Source organism: Tropicimonas omnivorans (genome assembly GCF_031846565.1).
Taxonomy (GTDB): domain Bacteria; phylum Pseudomonadota; class Alphaproteobacteria; order Rhodobacterales; family Rhodobacteraceae; genus Tropicimonas_B; species Tropicimonas_B omnivorans.
In genome coordinates this window covers 513,399-534,015 of the sequence record NZ_JAVRHL010000002.1, presented here as the reverse complement: position 1 = coordinate 534,015, position 20,617 = coordinate 513,399, and the positions used below count along the sequence as shown (strand labels likewise).

The 20,617-nt window shown below is 68.0% G+C and carries 20 protein-coding genes; 10 read left to right on the top strand and 10 right to left on the bottom strand.

Annotated features, from left to right (window positions below; genetic code table 11):
* The first annotated feature begins 32 nt into the window (after positions 1-32).
* On the top strand, positions 33-1,577 hold the full coding sequence (locus RM543_RS07875; protein ID WP_311690340.1) for a Ppx/GppA phosphatase family protein: 1,545 nt from the start codon (positions 33-35) through the stop codon (positions 1,575-1,577).
* 114 nt (positions 1,578-1,691) lie between these two features.
* Here the strand turns inward: RM543_RS07875 and wrbA are convergent, their stop codons facing one another.
* The 5 genes from wrbA to rpiA all read right to left on the bottom strand — a co-directional run bounded on the left by wrbA (position 1,692) and on the right by rpiA (position 7,127).
* Positions 1,692-2,285, bottom strand: coding sequence for an NAD(P)H:quinone oxidoreductase (gene wrbA, locus RM543_RS07870; RefSeq protein ID WP_311690339.1), 594 nt, complete (start codon positions 2,283-2,285; stop codon positions 1,692-1,694).
* A gap of 192 nt (positions 2,286-2,477) precedes the next feature.
* Positions 2,478-3,626 carry a protease modulator HflC gene (hflC, locus tag RM543_RS07865; RefSeq protein WP_311690338.1) on the bottom strand — a complete coding sequence of 383 codons (1,149 nt, stop codon included), beginning with the start codon at positions 3,624-3,626 and terminating at the stop codon, positions 2,478-2,480.
* A 1-nt stretch (position 3,627) separates the two neighbouring features.
* Entirely contained in the window at positions 3,628-4,836 is a 1,209-nt protein-coding gene (gene hflK / locus RM543_RS07860; RefSeq protein WP_311690337.1) for an FtsH protease activity modulator HflK, read from the bottom strand.
* 81 nt (positions 4,837-4,917) lie between these two features.
* Positions 4,918-6,285, bottom strand: coding sequence for a glutathione-disulfide reductase (gene gorA / locus RM543_RS07855; RefSeq protein WP_311690336.1), 1,368 nt, complete (start codon positions 6,283-6,285; stop codon positions 4,918-4,920).
* Between the two features lie 56 nt (positions 6,286-6,341).
* Entirely contained in the window at positions 6,342-7,127 is a 786-nt protein-coding gene (gene rpiA / locus RM543_RS07850) for a ribose-5-phosphate isomerase RpiA (protein WP_311690335.1), read from the bottom strand.
* A 156-nt stretch (positions 7,128-7,283) separates the two neighbouring features.
* On the opposite strand from rpiA, the gene RM543_RS07845 reads away from it, so the two are divergent.
* A complete protein-coding gene (locus tag RM543_RS07845; RefSeq protein ID WP_311690334.1) occupies positions 7,284-8,657 on the top strand; it encodes an L-serine ammonia-lyase in 1,374 nt (457 codons plus the stop codon).
* An 84-nt stretch (positions 8,658-8,741) separates the two neighbouring features.
* Here the strand turns inward: RM543_RS07845 and RM543_RS07840 are convergent, their stop codons facing one another.
* The gene (locus tag RM543_RS07840; RefSeq protein ID WP_311690333.1) at positions 8,742-9,662 is read right to left on the bottom strand and encodes a manganese-dependent inorganic pyrophosphatase; all 921 of its coding nucleotides are present in this window, start codon (positions 9,660-9,662) and stop codon (positions 8,742-8,744) included.
* 226 nt (positions 9,663-9,888) lie between these two features.
* Between RM543_RS07840 and RM543_RS07835 the strand changes: the two genes are divergently transcribed.
* Both RM543_RS07835 and RM543_RS07830 read left to right on the top strand, forming a co-directional pair.
* Positions 9,889-11,775 carry a YadA family autotransporter adhesin gene (locus tag RM543_RS07835; RefSeq protein ID WP_311690332.1) on the top strand — a complete coding sequence of 629 codons (1,887 nt, stop codon included), beginning with the start codon at positions 9,889-9,891 and terminating at the stop codon, positions 11,773-11,775.
* 2 nt (positions 11,776-11,777) lie between these two features.
* Positions 11,778-12,383: a hypothetical protein gene (locus tag RM543_RS07830; protein ID WP_311690331.1), complete on the top strand. Its 606-nt coding sequence runs from the start codon at positions 11,778-11,780 to the stop codon at positions 12,381-12,383.
* A gap of 19 nt (positions 12,384-12,402) precedes the next feature.
* Here RM543_RS07830 and RM543_RS07825 read toward each other — a convergent pair whose 3' ends face one another.
* On the bottom strand, positions 12,403-12,765 hold the full coding sequence (locus RM543_RS07825; RefSeq protein ID WP_311690330.1) for a hypothetical protein: 363 nt from the start codon (positions 12,763-12,765) through the stop codon (positions 12,403-12,405).
* 342 nt (positions 12,766-13,107) lie between these two features.
* Between RM543_RS07825 and groES the strand changes: the two genes are divergently transcribed.
* Complete coding sequence (gene groES / locus RM543_RS07820) at positions 13,108-13,395, top strand: co-chaperone GroES (RefSeq protein WP_116082976.1); 288 nt, start codon at positions 13,108-13,110, stop codon at positions 13,393-13,395.
* Between the two features lie 50 nt (positions 13,396-13,445).
* Positions 13,446-15,098: a chaperonin GroEL gene (groL, locus tag RM543_RS07815; protein WP_311690329.1), complete on the top strand. Its 1,653-nt coding sequence runs from the start codon at positions 13,446-13,448 to the stop codon at positions 15,096-15,098.
* A gap of 76 nt (positions 15,099-15,174) precedes the next feature.
* On the opposite strand, the gene RM543_RS07810 is transcribed toward groL, so the two are convergent.
* On the bottom strand, positions 15,175-15,639 hold the full coding sequence (locus RM543_RS07810; protein WP_311690328.1) for a GNAT family N-acetyltransferase: 465 nt from the start codon (positions 15,637-15,639) through the stop codon (positions 15,175-15,177).
* A 176-nt stretch (positions 15,640-15,815) separates the two neighbouring features.
* Here RM543_RS07810 and RM543_RS07805 point away from each other — a divergent pair, with 176 nt between their 5' ends.
* The 4 genes from RM543_RS07805 to RM543_RS07790 are packed head-to-tail and all read left to right on the top strand — an operon-like array spanning position 15,816 to position 19,238.
* Positions 15,816-16,697, top strand: coding sequence for a TIGR01459 family HAD-type hydrolase (locus RM543_RS07805; RefSeq protein ID WP_311690327.1), 882 nt, complete (start codon positions 15,816-15,818; stop codon positions 16,695-16,697).
* A gap of 53 nt (positions 16,698-16,750) precedes the next feature.
* A complete protein-coding gene (locus RM543_RS07800) occupies positions 16,751-17,686 on the top strand; it encodes a bifunctional riboflavin kinase/FAD synthetase (protein ID WP_311690326.1) in 936 nt (311 codons plus the stop codon).
* Entirely contained in the window at positions 17,683-18,195 is a 513-nt protein-coding gene (locus RM543_RS07795; protein ID WP_432280444.1) for a YcgN family cysteine cluster protein, read from the top strand. The genes RM543_RS07800 and RM543_RS07795 overlap by 4 nt, the downstream gene beginning before the upstream one ends.
* Complete coding sequence (locus RM543_RS07790) at positions 18,195-19,238, top strand: threonine aldolase family protein (RefSeq protein WP_311690325.1); 1,044 nt, start codon at positions 18,195-18,197, stop codon at positions 19,236-19,238. The genes RM543_RS07795 and RM543_RS07790 overlap by 1 nt, the downstream gene beginning before the upstream one ends.
* A gap of 4 nt (positions 19,239-19,242) precedes the next feature.
* On the opposite strand, the gene RM543_RS07785 is transcribed toward RM543_RS07790, so the two are convergent.
* Positions 19,243-20,010 carry an alpha/beta fold hydrolase gene (locus RM543_RS07785; protein WP_311690324.1) on the bottom strand — a complete coding sequence of 256 codons (768 nt, stop codon included), beginning with the start codon at positions 20,008-20,010 and terminating at the stop codon, positions 19,243-19,245.
* A gap of 3 nt (positions 20,011-20,013) precedes the next feature.
* On the bottom strand, positions 20,014-20,613 hold the full coding sequence (locus tag RM543_RS07780; protein ID WP_311690323.1) for a 2-hydroxychromene-2-carboxylate isomerase: 600 nt from the start codon (positions 20,611-20,613) through the stop codon (positions 20,014-20,016).
* Positions 20,614-20,617 lie beyond the last annotated feature (4 nt).

The window sequence follows — 20,617 nt, the reverse complement described above, 5'->3', positions numbered from 1 at the left end:
GTAGAACGACGAAGCGACCGAGGAGCCGAGCGATGGACGGCACACCCGAGGCACAGACGGACAGGGGCTTCTTCGGACGCCCCCTGTTCGAGGATCCGGCCGCTCGCGCGCTCTCCCGCGTCGGCGTGATCGACGTGGGATCGAATTCGGTCCGGCTCGTCGTCTTCGACGGAGCAGCCCGCTCTCCCGCCTATTTCTACAACGAGAAGGTCATGGCCGGACTCGGGTCGGGCATGAACAACGGCGGTGGCAACAAGCTGAACCCGGAGGGCCGTGTCCGCGCCCTGTCCGCCATCCGCCGCTTCGTCTCACTGGCCGAGGGGATGGAGATACCGCCCCTCTCCGCCACCGCGACGGCCGCCGTGCGCAACGCCGATGACGGGCCGGACTTCTGCGAAGAGGTCTTCCGCGAGACGGGCCTGCGGCTTCAGGTTATCGACGGCGAGGAGGAGGCCCGCCTGTCGGCGCAGGGCGTCCTTCTCGGCTGGCCCGGAGCGGACGGTCTGGCCTGCGATATCGGCGGCTCTTCCATGGAGCTTGCACGGATCGAGGCGGGACAGGTCGGCGACCGCGCCACCTCCGCTCTCGGCCCGCTCCGGCTCGAAAGCGTGAAGTCCGGCAAGAAGGGGCGCCAGAAGGAGATCGACGCCGAGCTCGAACGGCTGAAGGAGGTCTGCGGCCCGCACAAGCGGCTCTACCTCGTCGGCGGCTCCTGGCGGGCCATCGCCAAGCTCGACATGCACCGCAGGGGCTATCCCCTCTCCGTCCTCCACGATTACCGCATGACGCCGAAATCGGTCCGCGCAACGCTGGACTGGGTGGCGGATTTCGATCTCGAGAAATTGCGTGGCGACGTCGGCCTGTCCACGGCGCGGATCTCGCTCGTGCCGATCGCCGGCGAAGTGCTGCGGCGCATGATGTCAACGATGGGGACGAAGGAGATCTACGTCTCCGCCTATGGTATCCGCGAGGGGCTGCTCTACGAGCAGATGCCGGAGCGGCTTCGCGCACGCGATCCCCTGATCGAAGCCGCGCGCCATTCGGAAGCGATGAACGCCCGCCTGCCCGGCTTTGGCCGCGTGCTCTACGATTTCGTCTCGCCCCTCTTCACGACGGGCAAGGTGGACGCGCGGCTGATCAAGACCGCCTGCCTGCTCCACGACGTCTCGTGGCGCGCCCATCCGGATTACCGCGCCGAGCTCTGCTTCGACAACGCCACCCGCTCGAACCTCGGCGGGATCGACCACGAGGGCCGCGTCTTTCTCGGCCTCGCCCTGCTGCACCGCTACAAGAATTCCCGTCCCGGCACCCGCTTCGACGACGTGCTGACGCTCCTGGACGAGACCCAGATCTGGCGCGCCGAGGTGCTGGGCAAGGCCATGCGATTCGGCGCGATGTTCTCCATGGCGCAGCCCGAGCGCATGGGAAAACTGCGCTACCACCCCCGCAAGGGCTCGCTCGAGCTGCTCCTGCCGCCCAGCTCCGCCCCCCTTTACGGAGAGGTCGCCGCCGCCCGCTTCGCCTCCCTCGGCAAGGCGCTGAAATGCGACACGCAGGTCAAGCTGACGAGAGGGTGACGCCTCGCCCCCTGCCCGCGCTCGGAACGAAGAACGCCCCCGCACTGCAATGCGGGGGCGTTCCTGCTTTGGGGACGCGTCATCGCACCCGGAGGCGCGGACGGGCCCTGACGGTCAGCTGGCCATCTTGCGGGCGACGTCGACGATGCGGCGGCCCTGGTGCTGGATGACCTTCAGGCCCTCGGGGGAGATCTCGCCGGCCTTCTGGGAATAGCCGTAGGGGTTCCCGCCGAACTCGAAGATCGAGGGGTCGGTGTAGCCGTTCGGCACGATGATGGAGCCCCAGTGCATGAACGTGGTGTGCATCGCCAGCAGGGTGCTTTCCTGGCCGCCGTGATCGGTCATGGTGGAGGTCATGGCGCTGACCGGCTTGTTGGCCAGCTTGCCGTCCTGCCAGAGGGGACCGAGCGTGTCGATGAACGCGCGCATCTGGCTGGCGGCGTTACCGTAGCGGGTCGGCGCGGAGAAGAGATAGGCGTTGGCCCATTCCATGTCTTCGGGGGACACTTCGGGGATGTCCGCCATCTTTTCCTGCTGGGCCTTCCAGCCCTCCTGACCGTCGATGATGTCCTGGGACACGGTCTCGCGGACCTTGAGGAGGCGAACCTCGGCGCCGGCTTCGCGGGCGGCGTCGGCGGCGGCCTCGGCCATCGCGTGGTTGGTGCCGTAGGTGGTGTAGAAGATGACGGCGAGCTTGACGTCGGCCATGGAATTACTCCGGTATGTTGATTCAAATCTCGGCCGCAACATGAGGCGAAGCGCTCGGGTGATCCAGCCCGGTGCGCGCACATCGCAGGTGCGATGTCGCACGGGATGCGGTCAGAGCGCTGGGATGCTCAGCAAAAAGGCGCCGCTTCCGGAGAAGCGGCGCCCTTTTTTCAGATCGATGAGCGCGGCGGCTCAGTTGGCGGTGGTGGTCTGCAGGGTCGCACCTTCTGCCGCCGGGGTATCTTCGGTATCGACCTCGGCCCCTTCGCTCGCCTCCGCATCCGTGCCGGTCTCGGCGTCTCCCGCCTCGGGAGCGTCCGCTTCGGCATCGTCCGCCTCGGCATCGTCGGGCGCGGGGGCAGCATCGAGCGTCACGCCGGTATCGGCGCCCTCTTCGGTGCCCGTGCTTGCGTCTTCCCCGGCTCCAGCGGCCGCATCGGTGCCGGCATCCGGGCCAATATCCGGCAGGGCGCCGGTGCCGTTGAGATAGGCGAAGAACTCGTTGTTCGGCGTGATCACCATGGACGAGTTCTGCCCGCCGAGCGCGGTCTCCATCGCTTCGAGGGAGCGGGAGAAGTCGAAGTAGTCCCGGTCGGAGGTATAGGCGTCGGCGGTGATGCGCGTGCGCTCCGCCTCGGCTTCACCGCGGACGATCTGGGCCTCCCGCTGCGCCTCTGACACGAGTTCGACCACGGTCCTGTCGGCCTGGGCGCGGACCCGTTGGGCCGCTTCCTCACCGCGAGCGATCTCGTCCGCCGCCTCGCGCTCCCGCTCGGCCCGCATCCGCGCGAAGGTCGCGTCGAGGTTCTGGCTCGGCAGGTTGGTCTGCTTGAGGCGCACGTCGATGACGTAGAGCCCGAGCGGTTCGGCGCGCGCGCGCGCCTGCTCGGTGATCCGGTTCATCAGGTCGGAGCGGTCCGCCGACAGGATCGTGTTGGACGTGACCCCGTCGGAGCCGAGCACGGCGCGGATCTGCGGGTTGAGGATGCCCTCGAGACGATCCTCGGCGGCCCGTTCGCCGCCGATGCCGACGGCCTGGCGGAACTGGACCACGTCAGAGATCCGGTAGCGCGCGAACGCATCCACCACCAGGCGCCGGTCATCAGAAGGGGTGACCTCGATGGTCTCGGTATCGAGCGCGAGGATCCTGTCGTCGTAGCGCACGACCTCCTGGATCAGCGGGATCTTGAAGGCGAGCCCGGGCTCCTCCTTCACGTCCTTGATCTGCCCGAACTGGAGCACCAAGGCCTTTTCCCGCTCGTCGACGATGAAGAGCGAGGAGGACGCGACGACGACGAGGATCACCACCGCCACGATCAGCGAAATTGCGGCTTTGCCCATATCAGTTGCCTCCCGTGGACGTGGCTTGTGCGGCGGACGAGCCGCTGCGCTGCAACTCGTTCAGCGGGAGGTAGGGAACGATGCCCTGTCCGCCGGAGCCCGTATCCTCATCGAGGATGATCTTGTTCACGCCGCCGAGGATGCGCTCCATGGTCTCGAGGTAGAGACGCTTGCGCGTGACCTCGGGGGCCTTGCGGTATTCCGTGACGACCGAGGTGAAGCGGCTCGCCTCACCGAGGGCGGCGTTCACGACCTCCGCACGGTAGGCTTCGGCCTGTTCGAGCGTCTGGGCCGCTTCACCGCGCGCGCCGGCGAGAACCCGGTTGGCGTAGGCATCGGCCTGCCGCTGGAGACGGTCCCGCTCCTGCTCGGCGGCCTGCACCTCGCGGAAGGCGTCGATCACCTCGGCGGGCGGATCGGCCTTGTCGAGGTTGAGACGGACGATGTTCACGCCGGCGTCGTAGGCGTCGAGCGTTTCCTGGATCAGGGTCTGAACCGTATCGGCGATAAGCGCGCGGTCCCGGTTGAGGATCGGTGCGAGTTCCGACTGGGCGATGACTTCGCGCATCGCGGCTTCGGACACGGCGCGGATCGTTGCCTCGGGCTCCGCGAGGTTGAACAGGAAGCGGGCGGGATCGGAGATGTTCCAGACCACTTCGAAGTCGATGTCGACGATGTTCTCGTCGGTGGTCAGCATCAGGCCGTCCTGCTCGCCAGGAGCGCTGTCGCCGGGCACGCCGAGCTGCTCGGTGCGCTCGCGCGTCACCGGGATCACCTCATGGGTGATGAGCGGCCAGGGAGCGAAGTTCAGGCCCGGGTTGCCGGTGGAATAGTACTCGCCGAGGAAGAGCTCGACGGACTGTTCCTCGGGGCGCACCGAGTAGAGCGAGGCGAAGGCCCAGATCACGACCGCGACGAGGCCCGCGAGCACGAAGGTGCCGCGGGACAGGTGGAAGCCACCGCCGCCGCCGCCACCGCCGCGGTTCGGATCGCCGCCATTGTTGCCCTTGCCGCCCATGAGGACGCGGAGCTGCTCCTGCCCCTTGCGGACGATCTGGTCGATCTCGGACATGCCCTGCCCGGAGCCGTTGCCGGCCGGACGTCGGGGACCGTCGCCTCCGGGACCCTCGGGACCGGATCCGCCGGGCCCCCGGCCTCCGCCGGAATTGCCGCCGCTGCCGCCCCAGGGGCCGCCGTTATTGCCTGCCATATCCTCGGGTTCCTCCTCAGATGTTCACTTTGTTAAAGGTGGGCGGACCTGCGCCGATGCGCAAGCGCCCTGACGCGAATGTCAGCCCGACCGCGTGGGCGTCTTCATCGTCACCATTTCTTCGCCGACGGTCGGGTGGACGGCCACGGTCCGGTCGAAATCCTCCTTCGTCGCGCCCATCTTGATGGCGATCGCGGCGAACTGGATCATCTCGCCCGCATGGTCGGACACGATGTGGCACCCCAGCACCTTGCGGCTTTCCTGGCAAACGATGAGCTTCATCATCACGCGATCCTCGCGGTCGATGAAGGCCTGCTGCATCGGCCGGAAGGAGGTGCAGTAGACGTCGATCGGCCGCTCGGCCTGCGCCTCTTCCTCGGTCATTCCGACGCTGCCGTATTCGGGCTGCGTGAAGATCGCGGTCGGGACGAGGTCGTGATCGGGCTTCGTGGGGTTGCCCTTGAAGACGGTCTCGACGAAGGCGGCCCCCTCCCGGATCGCCACGGGGGTCAGCTCCATGCGGCCGGTCACGTCGCCGATGGCGTAGATCGATGGAACGGCGGTCTGGCTGTAATCGTCCACCACGATCTCGCCGTGACGGCCGAGTTCCAGCCCCGCCTCCTCGCAGCCGAGATCGGAGGTGTTGGGCTTGCGGCCCGTCGCGAAGAGGACGGTGTCGAACACCTCGTCCTTGCCGGTCGTGCTCTTCACCCGGATGCGTGCGCCATCCTCGTGGCGCGTCATCTCGTGGATGTTCGTGCCCGAATGAAGCTGTATGCCGTGAGACGCCATGTCCTCGGCGATATGGCCCCGCGCTTCCTCGTCGAAGCCGTTCAGGATCTGGCCGCCGCGCTGCCACATATGCACCTCGGAGCCGAGCCCGTTGAAGATGCAGGCCATCTCGCACGCGATGTAGCCACCGCCGATGATCAGCAGCCGCTCGGGCAGCGCATCGAGGTGGAACACGTCGTTGGAGGAGATGCCGAGCTCCTCGGCATTCTCGATCGGCGGAAAGACCGGCCAGCCGCCGACGGCGACGAGGATGTGCTTGGCCGTCTTGGTCACTCCGTTCGCGAACTGGACGGTATGAGGATCCTTGAGGCGCGCACGGCTGTCGAAGATCTCGACGCCGGCCTTCTCGAGATTGCGGCGGTAGATGCCCTCCAGCCGGTCGAGCTCGGCATGCATCTTGGGCCGGAACTTCGTCCAGTCGAACGTCGTGGGGCCCGTGTCCCAGCCGTAATCACAGGCCTCGCGGACCTTCTCGTTGTACTCCGATGCGAAGACCATCAGCTTTTTCGGCACGCAGCCGCGGATGACGCAGGTGCCGCCCATGCGGCTTTCCTCGGCCAGCGCGACCTTCGCGCCGGCTTCGGCGGAGGCCAGCCGGGCCGCGCGCACGCCGCCCGAGCCGCCGCCGATGACGAAGAGATCGTAGTCGAAGTCCATGATGTCGTTCCGCTTGCCTGTCTTGCGTCTTCCCCACCCGCGTAGGGCGGGGCCTGTCAGTCGCCGTCGGCGAAGATGTTCCCGCTCTCGTTCTGGGGCAGCGCCGCGCTGTGCGCCGCGATCCCGGACGGGTCGCGCAGGGTGACCGCCCCGTCCCCATGCCCGATCACGACCATGTCGCAGACGTCGATGAACAGCCCGTTCTCAACCACGCCCGGAATCTGGTTCAGCACCAGCGAAAGCTGCCTCGCATTGCCGATCCTGAGGAGGTTCAGATCCACGATGTAGTTCCCCTCGTCCGTGACGTAGGGCACGTCGTCGTTCATCCGCAGCGTGGCCTCGCGGCCGAGAACGTCCATGTTCACCAGCGTTTCGACGACCAGCGCCTTGGTCGTCTGCCACCCGAAGGGAACGATCTCCACGGGGAGCGGAAAGGATCCGAGCGCGGAGACCTCCTTGGCCGCGTCCGCGATCACGATCATCCTGTCGGAGGCCGTGGCGACGATCTTCTCCTGCAAAAGCGCCCCGCCACCGCCCTTCACGAGATTGAGCGCGCCGTCGAACTCGTCCGCCCCGTCGATGGTCAGGTCGAGCCATTTCGCCTCATCGAGCGAGGCGACCGTGAGGCCGACCTGCCGGGCGAGGTCGGCGGTGCGCGACGAGGTCGGCACGCCGACGATCTGCAGGCCTTCCTCGGCCACGCGCTCCCCGAGTCGCCGGACCATCCATGCCGCGGTCGAACCGGTGCCCAGCCCCACGCGCATCCCGCTCTCGACGTACGCAGAGGCGCGCCAGGCCGCGGCGTGCTTCGCGCGCTCGATGGGGGATAGGGTCTCGGGCATCGTCGTCGGACTCCGGCTGATCCTTGAGGTTTCGCCGCTTATAGGGTGAATCCGGTCCAGCGGCGAGGCCCGAATACGGCCTCACCCACCGCCTTTGCGCGGCGTTGCGTCGCTTGCGGGTCATGTCGTGGGCGAAAGGGTGCTAGGCTGCGATCCATGTTCCTGAGCGTCTTCGATATCTTCAAGGTCGGAATAGGCCCCTCCTCGTCCCACACGATGGGACCGATGGTCGCCGCCGCGCGGTTCCTGTCGCGGCTGCGTGCCTCCCCCTTCCAGCCCCACGGCCTGCGCGCCTCCCTCCACGGATCGCTGGCCTTCACCGGCGTCGGCCATGCGACGGACCGGGCCACGATCCTCGGCCTCGCCGGGTTCGAGCCGGAAAGCTACGACATGGACGCGGCGGATGCGTCCCTGGAGCGGATTCGCCTGGAGAAGACCCTGAAGCCCGATGGCTTCGGCCCCCTCGCATTCGACCCCGCCTCGGACCTCGTCTTCGATTACGACACCCCCCTCACCGGCCACGCCAACGGCATGCGCCTCACGGCGACGGACGCGCAGGGCGACGTGATCCTGTCGGAGGTCTACTACTCCGTCGGCGGCGGTTTCGTCGTCACCGAGGAGGAGCTGAAGACCGGCCCGGGAGAGGAGACCGGACCCGCCCTGCCCCTGCCCTTCTCCACCGCTGCCGGGCTTCTGGAGGTCTGCGCGCGGGAGGGGCTCACCATCGCCGAGGTGCAGCTGAGGAACGAGCGTGCCCGCCGGTCCGTCGCGGAGATCGACGCCGGGATCAAGCGGCTCTGGGACGTGATGGAGGCCTGCATCGCGCGCGGCCTCGAGACCGAGGGAACCCTGCCCGGCGGCCTCAACGTCAAGCGCCGTGCGCCGGCCATCGTCCGCGCCCTGAAGGAGGAGTACGGCCGCAACCTCTCCGCACCGCATACGATCCATGACTGGACCCTGGCCTACGCCATGGCGGTGAACGAGGAGAACGCCGCGGGCGGTCAGGTCGTCACCGCCCCCACGAACGGCGCGGCAGGTGTGATCCCCGCGGTCATTCGCTACTGGCTCGACCATGTGCCGGGCGCCAGCCGTGACCGACTGCCGGACTTTCTGCTGACCGCGGCCGCGATCGGCGGCCTCGTGAAGCGCAATGCCTCGATTTCGGGGGCGGAGGCCGGCTGCCAGGCCGAGGTCGGCAGTGCGGCGGCGATGGCCGCGGCTGGCCTGAGCGCGGTTCTGGGCGCGACCCCGGCGCAGGTGGAGAACGCGGCCGAGATCGCCCTGGAGCACCATCTCGGCATGACCTGCGACCCCGTCCGCGGCCTCGTTCAGGTCCCTTGCATCGAGCGCAACGGCCTCGGCGCGGTCAAGGCGATCAGCGCCGCGAGCCTCTCGCTCCGCGGATCGGGGGAGCACCTCGTTCCGCTCGACGCCTGTATCGAGACGATGCGCCAGACCGGCGCCGACATGAGCGAGAAGTACAAGGAGACCGCGCTTGGCGGCCTCGCGGTGAACGTGCCGAACTGCTGAAAAGCGCGCGGGGGCACCCCCACGCGGTCCGGCTTGCATCGCAAGGGGAGCGCGCCACGGGTGCGGCGCGCTCCTTGAGTGATCTCAGCCCTTGAGGGCCGGAATGATCTGCTTCTTGCGGCTCATCACGCCCGGCAGGACCACGGTATCCCCCGACACGGCCTTGTCGAAGCTGCGCTCCGCCACGCCCTTCACACGCTCGTTCTGGATCAGCATCGTCGCCTCCTCGCGCAGGATGTCGACGACGAAGAGCAGGACCTCGTCCACGCCATCTTCGGCGGCGACGGCGGCGGTCGCATCCTTCAGCGCCTCCTTGCGGGCGAGGATCGACTGGGCGCTCGTGGTCTCGAGGACGGAGACGCGGTACTTGGTGCCGTCGACCTCGCATTCCTTGCTGTCCATCCTCAGAAGCTCGGCTTCGGAGAAGCGGGAAACGTCGGACTTCGCGGCGAAGAGCTCCTCGGCGTAATCGGCGATCACGATGTCCAGTTCACCGGCGAGCTGCTCAGCCAGCGCACGGTCGACATCCGTGGTGGTGGGGGAGCGGAATTCCAGCGTGTCGGACAGGATGCAGGACAGCATCGCCGCCTTGATGCCCTCGGGCATGGTCGACGCATCGGCGCCCATCAGGTCATGCAGGATCGTCGCGGTGCAGGCGACGGGACGGACAGTGATGTTGATCGGCACTGTGGTCTCGAGACCGCCGGTCAGCCTGTGGTGGTCGATGATCTCGCGGATGTCGGCCGCGCCGATCCCGGCGGGCAGCTCGGCGGGGTTGTTGGTGTCCACGATCACGACGGCATCGCCCGGAGCGACGTCGTCGATGATCTCGGGGCGATCGAGGGACCAGCGCTGCAGGACGAAGGCGGCCTCGGTGTTGGGCTCGCCGAGAATGCGCGCGACGGCGGGCGTGCCGCGATGTTCGGAGAGATACCACGCCCAGATGATGGCGGAGCAGGTGGCGTCGGTGTCGGGGGCCTTGTGGCCGAATACCTGAAGGGTCATCGCGAAAATCCTCTGTCGACGTTCGAGGCGTGTCTAGCGGGACGCAGGCGCAATGTCATGGGGGTGCGGCACGCGGCTCAAATGCCACAATCCCGCCTCAATCGGGTTCGAAGCCGACAGGGCGACGGACGCGGCACTAACCTTGGGGCAGAGTAGCCCCGGGGCCGCGTCGCGTTGGGGAGGTGCAGCCCTGCTTGAAAAGTATATCTGTAACCTGGGGATCTCCATGTTCTTTGAAATCGAACGCGCTCAGCGCGCGTCCGTCCGTTCGTCCGCCCTGCGGCTCTCCTGCGCCTCCGTGCTTGCCCTCTCCCTCGGCGCCGGCTCCGCCGTTGCCCAGAGCTATGACGCCGGCGGCGGCACCGCCACCGCGACCGACTCCGTGGCCATCGGCGCTGGAGCGGTCGTCGAGGCCGGGGCCACGAACGGCGTTGCCCTCGGCGAAAGCACCACCGTGACCGAGGATTCTGTGGACGGCGTCGCGATCGGCTCCGAAGCGACCGCGGACGGCCCCTCGACCACGGCCATCGGCGGCGAGAGCGACGCCACCGGCCCGGGGACAACCGCCATCGGCTGGCAGTCCCAAGCCACGTCCGACTTCGCCACCGCCGTCGGCCACCAGGCCAGCGCGAGTAACGTTCAGGCCGTCGCGATCGGCGAGGACAGCGACGCGTCGGGTGTCGGCTCGATCGCCATCGGCGGCAACAACAACGCCGACGGCGGAGATGACACGGACGACACCGGCCAGGACGCCGGCGCAACCGTTTCCGGGGTGGATTCAATCGCCATTGGCGCCGGTGCCTCCTCCCTCGGCGACAGCTCCACCGTCCTCGGCGGCGAGGGTGTAGCGAGCGGCGCCGGCACCACGTCGATCGGTTGGCGATCCGCAGCGACCGCCGAGCGCGCGCAGGCCTTCGGCCACCTCGCGACGGCACAGGGCGTCCGCTCCCTCGCGGTTGGCGAGAACGCCGATGCCCAGTCGGACAATGCCACCGCCATCGGCAATGAGTCCGTTGCCAACGGCACGGACGCCCTCGCCGTAGGCGACGCGGCGAACGCGGAAGGCGCCTCGACCACGGCCATCGGCGGCGAGAGCAACGCCACCGGCGCGGGGACGACCGCCCTCGGCTGGCAATCCGAAGCCACGGAAGAATTCGCCACCGCCGTCGGCCACCAGGCCAGCGCGACCAACCTCCAGGCCGTCGCGATCGGCGAGGACAGCAGCGCGTCGGGTGTCGGCTCCATCGCCATCGGCGGCAACAACAACGCCGACGGCGAGGATGACACGGACGACACCGGCCAGGACGCCGGCGCAGCCGTCTCGGGGGTCGATTCCATCGCCATCGGCGCCGGTGCCTCCTCCATCGGCAACAGCTCCACGGTCCTCGGCGGCGAGGCGGCGGCGAACGGCGCCGGCACCACGTCGATCGGTTGGCGTTCCGAAGCGACCGCCGAGCGCGCGCAGGCCTTCGGGCACCTCGCCTCGGCGACCGGCGTCCGCTCCCTCGCGGTCGGCGAGGACGCAAGCGCGTCGGGTGAGAACGCCGTCGCCCTCGGAAACCAGTCCTCCGCTGGCGGGACGAATGCCCTCTCCTTCGGCAACGGAGCGAATGCGGCGCAGTCGAACGCCATCGCCATCGGACAGGGCGTGACGACGACCCGGGCGAACCAGGTCTCGGTCGGCAACGCGGCCAACACCTACACGCTGGCCGGCGTCACGTCCGATGCCAGCACGGCTGCGCAGGGGACGCCCGTCGGTGTGGTGACGTCCGATGCCGCCGGCAACCTTGCGGTGGACACCACGATGATGCCGGCGATCAGCGCCCTCGGAGCCGGCGTCGCCGACCTTCAGGACCAGTTCGAGGACATGTCCGACGACATCGACCGCAACGAGGAAGGCATCGCCATGGCGATGGCCATGAGCGCGCCCTACGTCGCGCCCGGCTCGGAATTCGCGATGTCCGGCGGCCTTGGCTTCTTCGAAGGCTCCTCCGCGGCGGCATTCGGCTTCGGATACCGCGTCAACGGCAACATGCAGGTCGACCTCGGCGTCGCGCACGGCTTCGACCACGGGTCGACCGGCGGCCGCGTCGGCTTCTCCTACTCGTTCTGAGCATGATCACCCACAAACTCGCACCGCCGCTTCTCGCGGCGGTGCTCCTCGTCTCGGGGGGCCTCGCCGCTCCCCTGCCTGCACAGGTCCTGACGGCACCGGGTGGCGTCACGATCGAGCAAAGCTATGCAACCGCCCTGGTCCGGGACACGCTCGCCGCCATCTCCCAGGCGAACAGGACCGGCAACTATACCGTTTTGAGGGACATCGCGGCGCCGTCCTTCGCCGCGAGCAACGATCCGGCGGCGCTCGGCGCGTTCTTCTCGAACCTCCGAAGCGCGGGGCCGGACCTCCTCCCGGCGCTGGCGCTCGATCCGGAGATCCTCCGGTTCGAGACGACGCCGGATTCCCGGCAGTTGCGGCTCGTGGGATATATCCCGGCCTATCCGGAGCACATCAGCTTCGATCTGACCTTCGAGCAGGTGCAGGCCGCGTGGCGCGTGAACGGCATGAGCGTCGGCGGTTTCGCTCCCATCGACAGGACGGAGCAACCGCGCCCGGCTCCCGGCGGCGCACCGACCCCGAGTCCCGCGCCTGTTCCCGGACAGGAGGCGACCCCGCCGAATGTTTCCGGCGGGGATGAGGTGCCCGCACCGCGGGCCGAGTGAGGGCCGACCGGCGGCGGGATCAGTGTTCCGGCGCCGGCGTCTGCTGGTGCTGGACCTGGACCCAGCCATCGTCCCGCGCGATCCAGACCGACGTGCAGTAGACCCGGTGAATCGCGCCGTTGCCGGCATCGCCCTCGGCAAGATATCCGGTCACGGCGACATTCTTCGCCGGGCGCACGATGCTCTTCTCGCTCATCTCGACACCGCGCCAGTCCGGCGCCTCGTCCAGCGCCTTGCGGGCCGCGTCGCCCTTCGTCACGCCCAGTGGCGGGCCGAAGACCATGATCGTGTCCGCCGGAACGGTCTTGTCGTGGAACGGGGCGTGACCCGTCCAGAACCGGCGTTCGTGATCCCAGATGTCGTCATCGGTCGCGTCGGTCATGGAAAATCCTTTCCCTTGCGTTTGCTTAAGCAGTCCCTGGGGAAACGCAGCCGGAGGGCCGGTGTGTTCCTTCGCATCGAGGTTACTTGATCGAAGGAGGGGCAAACCGAAGGTCGGATCGATCCCGCGGCATCACCGATGCCTCCCGCGTCGGATTTCGCAGGCCTCCCGACCGTCCTTCGGCGCATGGGTCGCGGGGCCGATTTCGCCCCCGGTCCTGACCGCGATCGGCCCACGACGCCATATTGACACGTCTCGCAGGTATCCCTAGATCTGCGCCGTTGGCACTCGCACCCGGTGAGTGACAACAGATGAAATCAAAATGCGCTAGGAGCGTTCCAAATGGCATTCAAACCTCTGCACGACCGTGTCCTGGTTCGCCGCGTCGAATCCGACGAGAAGACCAAGGGCGGTCTCATCATTCCCGACAGCGCCAAGGAAAAGCCCGCCGAGGGCCAGATCGTGGCGGCCGGCGAAGGTGCCCGCAAGGATAGCGGAGAGCTGGCTCCCATGGCCGTCAAGGAAGGCGACAAGGTCCTGTTCGGCAAGTGGTCCGGCACCGAGGTGACCGTCGATGGCGAAGAGCTGCTGATCATGAAGGAAAGCGACATCCTCGGAATCATTTCCTGAGCGACGTCCCTCCTTCCCAATTCCATACCAACAGTCAGGAGTAGCATCACATGGCTGCAAAAGACGTCAAATTTGACACCGATGCCCGTAACCGCATGCTCAGGGGCGTGAACATCCTCGCCGACGCGGTGAAGGTCACGCTCGGCCCCAAAGGCCGCAACGTCGTCATCGAGAAGAGCTTCGGCGCGCCCCGCATCACCAAGGACGGTGTGTCGGTCGCCAAGGAGATCGAGCTCGAGGACAAGTTCGAGAACATGGGCGCCCAGATGGTGAAGGAAGTCGCTTCCCGCACCAACGACGAAGCGGGCGACGGCACCACCACCGCCACCGTTCTCGCCCAGGCGATCATCAAGGACGGCCTCAAGTCCGTCGCCGCCGGCATGAACCCGATGGACCTCAAGCGCGGCATCGACCTCGCCGTGTCCAAGGTCGTGCAGCACATCCGTGACGCCGCCCGCGACGTGACGGACAGCGACGAAGTCGCCCAGGTCGGCACCATCTCCGCCAACGGCGAAGCCGAGATCGGCCGTCAGATCGCCGATGCGATGCAGAAGGTCGGCAACGAGGGTGTCATCACCGTCGAGGAGAACAAGGGCCTCGAGACCGAGACCGAAGTGGTTGAGGGCATGCAGTTCGACCGCGGCTACCTCTCCCCCTACTTCGTCACCAACCCCGACAAGATGATCGCCGAACTCGACGATTGCATGATCCTTCTGCACGAGAAGAAGCTCTCCTCGCTGCAGCCGCTCGTGCCGCTCCTCGAGCAGGTCATCCAGTCCCAGAAGCCGCTCCTCATCATCGCCGAGGACGTCGAAGGCGAAGCGCTGGCGACCCTCGTGGTCAACAAGCTGCGCGGTGGCCTGAAGATTGCTGCCGTGAAGGCCCCGGGCTTCGGCGACCGCCGCAAGGCCATGCTGCAGGACATCGCGATCCTCACGGGCGGCCAGGTGATCTCCGAGGATCTCGGCATGAAGCTCGAGAACGTCACGATGGACATGCTCGGCACCGCCAAGACGGTGAACATCACCAAGGACGAGACCACCATCGTCGATGGTCACGGCGAAAAGGCCGAGATCGAGGCCCGCGTTTCCCAGATCCGCACGCAGATCGAAGAGACCACCTCGGACTACGACCGTGAGAAGCTGCAGGAACGTGTTGCCAAGCTGGCCGGCGGCGTCGCCGTCATCCGCGTCGGCGGCATGTCCGAAATCGAGGTGAAGGAGCGCAAGGACCGCGTCGACGACGCGCTCAACGCCACCCGCGCCGCGGTTCAGGAAGGTGTCGTCGTAGGCGGCGGTGTCGCCCTCGTCCAGGGCGGCAAGGCCCTCGATGGTCTCACCGGCGCCAATGCCGATCAGGACGCCGGCATCGCCATCGTCCGCAAGGCCCTCGAAGCTCCGCTGCGCCAGATTGCCGAGAACTCCGGCGTCGACGGCTCCGTGGTTGCCGGCAAGATCCGCGAATCCCAGGATCTGTCCTTCGGCTTCAACGCGCAGACCGAAGAGTATGGCGACATGTTCAAGTTCGGCGTGATCGACCCCGCGAAGGTCGTCCGCACCGCGCTTGAGGATGCAGCCTCCGTGGCCGCACTTCTGATCACCACGGAAGCCATGGTCGCCGACAAGCCCGAGCCGAAAGGCCAAGGCGGCGGCGGCGGCATGCCCGACATGGGCGGCATGGGCGGCATGGGCGGCATGATGTAAGTCAGCCGATCCATCCGGATCTTTTGGGGCGCTCCTTCGGGAGCGCCCCTTTTCGTTGGCAGGGAGGGAGGCGGGCTCAGCGACCGTAGCGGTACCGCTTGGCGATGGCGTCCCCTTCGAGGCGGTGGGTGATGAAGCCCATCTTCTCGTAATAGGCCTGCCCCTCGACGTTCCGCGCGCCTATGACCGCCTCGATATCCTGCAGGCCAACCTCCAGACCGACCGCCTGGGTCACCTCGAAGAGCCGCGATCCGACACCGCCGCGCCCTGCGCCCGGCGCGACATGGGTGCCGATGATCCCCCACCCTGCGGGCGTTCCGTAGGGATTCTCCTCGGCGGCGAGCGTCAGCGACTGGAACCCCAAGATGGTCCCCGCGTCGTCCTCCGCCAGGGTGCACGCGATGCGGGCCGGATCGTCGATGTACCGCTCGAGCACGAAGGTCTCGTCCGCCGGGGACCTGCGCTTGCCGGCCGCGACGAGGGCCTGAAGCAGGGTGGAGATGCGCGGCGCATCGTGGGGCGTAACGGGTCTGGTGATCATGGGGGGAGCTCCGCATTCGGCTTGGGGGCTCTTTCCTGCACCTGCCCGGCCGAAAGGACAATTGCGCCGTGGCGGACCCCGACCGCCTCATTTGGCTGGGCGGCGCCTGTTCCATGCGGTAGGGGGCGGACGAAGGGCGCACCCGCGCGCCGGCACCAGACGGGGAGACAGCCAGCATGGTCCGCATCATCGAAAGCCTGTCCGAGATCGCGACGCAGTACGACGCGGCCTTCGTCGACCTCTGGGGCTGTGTGCATGATGGTGTCCGCGCGCACCAAAGCGCCATCGATGCGCTGGTGGCCTTCCGCAAGAGCAGCGGCAAGGTCGTCCTTCTGACCAATTCCCCCCGCCCCCGCGCAGAGGTGGAGAAGCAGCTGGACGAACTCGGCGTCCCGCACGAGGCCTGGGATACCATCGCGACCTCGGGAGACAGCGCGCGCCTCGCGATGTTCGAAGGTGCCGTCGGGACACGCGTCTTCCATATCGGCACGCCCGAGGAAGCGCCGTTCTTCGAGCCGATCCACCTTCTGGAAAACCCCGCCGAGATCCGCACCGTGCCGCTGGACGAGGCCGAGGGCATCGTCTGCACAGGCCCCTTCGACAGCACGGCCGATCCCTCCGTCCTGCGCGGCGAGCTCCTTTATGCCAAGACCAAGGGGATGAAGCTTCTCTGTGCCAATCCCGATATCGTCGTGGATCGCGGCCACGAGCGGGAATGGTGCGCCGGCGCCGTGGCGAAGCTCTACGAGGAGATGGGCGGCACCTCGCTCTACTTCGGCAAGCCGCACCCGCCGATCTACGACCTTGCCCGGCGCCGGCTCGTCGAGGTCGCACCCGTCTCGGACGACCGCATCCTGTGCATCGGAGACGGCCCGGCTACGGATATCCGCGGCGCGCTCGGCGAGGGGATGGACAGCCTCTTCATCACCGGGGGCCTTTCGTTGAAGGAAACCGGGACCGGCGAGGGGCCGGACGGCCAGCCGGATCCCGACCGTCTCGAGGCACATCTCTCCGAGGAGCAGGTTCCGGCCACCTACGCCATGGGCCAACTCCGCTGACGCTGCGCACGGGCGGCTTGCCCTTCCGACAAGCTGGGATTACCTCGCGGACCATGAGGCGCATCCGAACGATCGACGATGTCCTGCCGTCCGACCGGGGCGCCTGCGCGGCGATCGGGAATTTCGACGGCGTGCATCTGGGCCATCAGGCCATTCTGGACCGCGCGCGGGAGGCCGCGCCGGACGCGTCCCGTGCCGTGCTGACCTTCGAGCCGCATCCTCGCGAGGTCTTCGCGCCGGAGGCCCCGCCCTTCCGGCTGATGCGACCCGATACACGCGCGCACAGGCTGGAGAAGCTGGGGCTGGACCTTCTGTTCGAGATCGAGTTCGACCGGGTCCGCGGCCTCTCCCCGGAGGCGTTCTGCGCCGAGATCTGTGCCGAGACCCTCGGCCTCACCCATGCCGTCGTCGGCGAGGACTTCCGCTTCGGCAAGGGCCGTGCCGGGGATGCCGAGACCTTTGCCCGGCTGGGGGAGACGAACGGCTTCGGCGTGACGATCCTGCCTGCCTTCGGCCTTGGGGAGGGCTCCTCCCGCGTCTCCTCGAGCGGCGTGCGCGCGGCGCTCGAAGAGGGCCGCCCCCGGGATGCCGCGGCGATGCTCGGCCATTGGCACCGCGTCGACGGACCGGTCGAGCACGGCGACAAGCGGGGCCGCACGCTCGGCTATCCCACCGCCAATCTCGGGATGGAGGGGCTCCTTCTGCCGAAGCTCGGTGTCTATGCCGTGCTCGTCGACATACTGGACGGCCCCCATGCCGGCTCCTGGCAGGGCGTCGCGTCCCTCGGGGTCCGGCCCATGTTCGACGGCGGCGCGGCGAAGCTGGAGACGTTCCTCTTCGACTTCGACGGCGACCTTTACGGCACCGAGATTTCCGTCGCCCTCGTCGAGTTTCTCCGCCCGGAGGAGACGTTCGACGGCGTCGAGACGCTGATCGCCCAGATGGACCGCGACAAGGCCGGGGCCCGCGCCGTGCTGGAGGCCCTGTGAGCCGGCCCCGCCGCGACAGGCGCCCTGCCCCGAAGCCCGCCCGCAAGCCGGGTGAGAAGCAGGGCCTGCGTCCGCAATTCTGGGAAAACGTTCCGCTGCCGGAGATGACGGGCGCGGAGTGGGAAGCGCTCTGCGACGGGTGCGGCAAGTGCTGTCTGAACAAGCTCGAGGACGAGGAGACCGGCGAGGTCGCCTATACCCGCATCGCCTGCCGCCTCCTCGACGATGCCACCTGCCGCTGCACCCATTACGAGACCCGCCACTCCTTCGTCCCCGACTGCGTGACGCTCTCCCCGGACAACATCGCGACGAACGCCTACTGGATGCCCGTGACCTGCGCCTATCGCCTCCTGTGGGAGGGCAGGCCGCTGGAAGACTGGCACCCGCTGATCTCCGGCGATCCGGGCACGGTCCACAAGGCCGGCGTTTCCTGCCGGAACATCACCGTCTCAGAGTTCGACGTGCCGGAGGAGGATTGGGAGGACTACTTGATCGAAGGAGAGGTCTGATGTTCTTCGCATCCGACAACACAGGCCCGGTCCATCCCAGCGTGCTGGAGGCCCTGAGCGCGGCGAACGAGGGCTACCTGCCGTCCTACGGCGCGGAAGACGCGATGGGTCGCGTGACAGCTAGCTTGAGGGAGATCCTCGGCGCTCCGCAGGCGGAGGTGAGGCTCGTGGCGACGGGGACGGCGGCGAACGCTCTTCTTCTCGCGACCCTGTCTCGCCCGTGGGACACGATCTTCTGCCATGAGCTTGCCCATATCGAACAGGACGAGTGCGGCGCGCCGGAGTTCTATTCGGACGCCAAGTTGACCCTCGTCAACGGGCCGGATGCCAAGATGGGGCCGGAGGCGCTCGAGGCGGCGATCACCGCCTCCGCCACCGGCGGCCGCTCCGTCCACCAAGTGCAGGCCGGACCGGTCTCCCTGACCAACGTGACCGAGCGCGGGACGCTCTACACGGTGGACGAGGTGACGACGCTTGCAGGTGTCGCCAGGGCGCACGGGCTGCCGGTCCACATGGATGGCTCGCGCTTCGCCAATGCCGTCGCGGCCTTGGGCTGCGCGCCGTCCGACCTCGTGCGGGACCTCGACGCGCTGTCGCTTGGAGGCACGAAAAACGGCTGCATGGGTGTCGAGGCGGCGGTGATCTTCGATCCAGAGAAGGCGTGGGAATTCGACCTCCGCCGCAAGCGCGGCGCCCACCTCTTCTCGAAGCACCGCTACCTCACGGCACAGATGGAGGCGTATCTGGCGGACGGCCTGTGGCTCGATCTCGCCGGCCGCGCCAATGCCGCCTGCGCCCGGCTCGCCGAGGGGCTGGCAAGCGTGCCCGATATCGCTCTGATGCACCCCCCCGAGGCCAACATGATCTTCTTCGAGGCGCCCCGCGCGCTCCATGCCGCGCTCCATGCCAAGGGCGCACGCTACGCGACGATGGCGCCGCTGGACGGGGACGGCGCGGCGCGCATCGGCGCACGTCTCGTCTGCGACTGGTCCGCACGGGAAGAGATGGTGGACGCGTTCGTCGAGGCGGCCCGCGCGGGCTGACGGATCAGTCCGTCAGGAACTCCCTAAGCGTGGCGGCAACGACGTCCGGCTTCGTGATCGGGGCGAGGTGCCCTGCCCCGTCCCAGATCACCTGCCGCGCGTGCGGCAGCCGCGCAGCCAGCGCCTCGTTCACCGCGCGCTGCACCGGGTGACTTTCCGAGCCCGCGGCGAGCAGGACCGGCATCGTCAGATCTTCGAGGCCCCCCGGAGCCGTCAGACCTGCGGGATCGCCAAAATTGCCTGTCTCGGCGGCGATGACGAGGTGCATGCGGTCCGCCGTGTAGGCTCTCGTGCGGGCGTCGAGCGCCTCCCACGGGCGACCGGTGCCCCAGATGTCGGTGAAGTATCTCGCAGCGGCCTCCGGCCCCTCCTCCAGCTTCGCGGCCAGTCCCGCCATGTCCGCCCGGAGCCGCTCGAACGCCTCCGTGCCTTCCGCCGCGCGGAACCACACGGGCTCGATCAGGACGAGACGGCGGACCAGATCGGGGCGCGAAGCGGCAAGGCGCAGCGCGACCACGCCGCCGAAGGAATGCCCGATGAGGACGCCCGGCCCGTCCATGGCCTCAAGCGCGCGCTCAAGCGCGGCGGCGCCGTACTCCAAGGCCCCGTCCCAGTCCGGCGCGGCCCCGTGGCCGGGATGATCGGGCGCGGTCAGCGTGAGGAGGTCCCCGAGCCGCTCGCCGACGCCGCGCCACGCCATGCCGCTGGCGAGCGCGCAATGCAGCGCGAGGGCCGTCTCCGGCCCCTGTCCGAAGTGGTGTACGCCCTCCACGCCTCAGAGCTCGCCCGAAAGATGGGCGTCCAGATCCTCGAGCCGGTCCTGGCCCCAGAACCGTTCCCCGCCCTGCGTGATGTAGAACGGCACCCCGAAGACGCCGGCGCCGACCGCTTCCTCGAGGTTCCGCGGATAGGTTTCCGCGCCGAGAAGGAGGCCGCTATCGGCAAGGGCGGGATCGAATCCAGCCTCTGAGAGCGCCGCCTTGATCACCTCGTCCTCGGAGACGTCCTTTTCCTCGGCCCAGCAGGCGCGGGCGAGTGCATGAACGAGAGCGCCCAGATCGCCGCCGCCGGCCTCCTGTGCCGCGATGATCGCGTAGGCCGACGGCGCGGGGTTGGCCGGGAAGAAGGCCGGTCTCTCGTTCAGCTCCAGCCCCCGCTTCCTCGACTGGCGGCGCAGTTCCTGCAGCCGGAGCGCCTGCCGGTTGGGATGCCGCTCGGCGGGCGGCGTGCCGCCGGTGCGGGCGAAGAGGGCCATCGGATCCACCGGCTTGTAGGTGACGCCCAGACCGTGCCGCGCGGCGATCTCCTCGAGCCGTTGGCCCGCGAGATAGACGAAGGGCGAGATCGTCGTGAAGTAGTAGTCCAGTCCGGCCATGGTC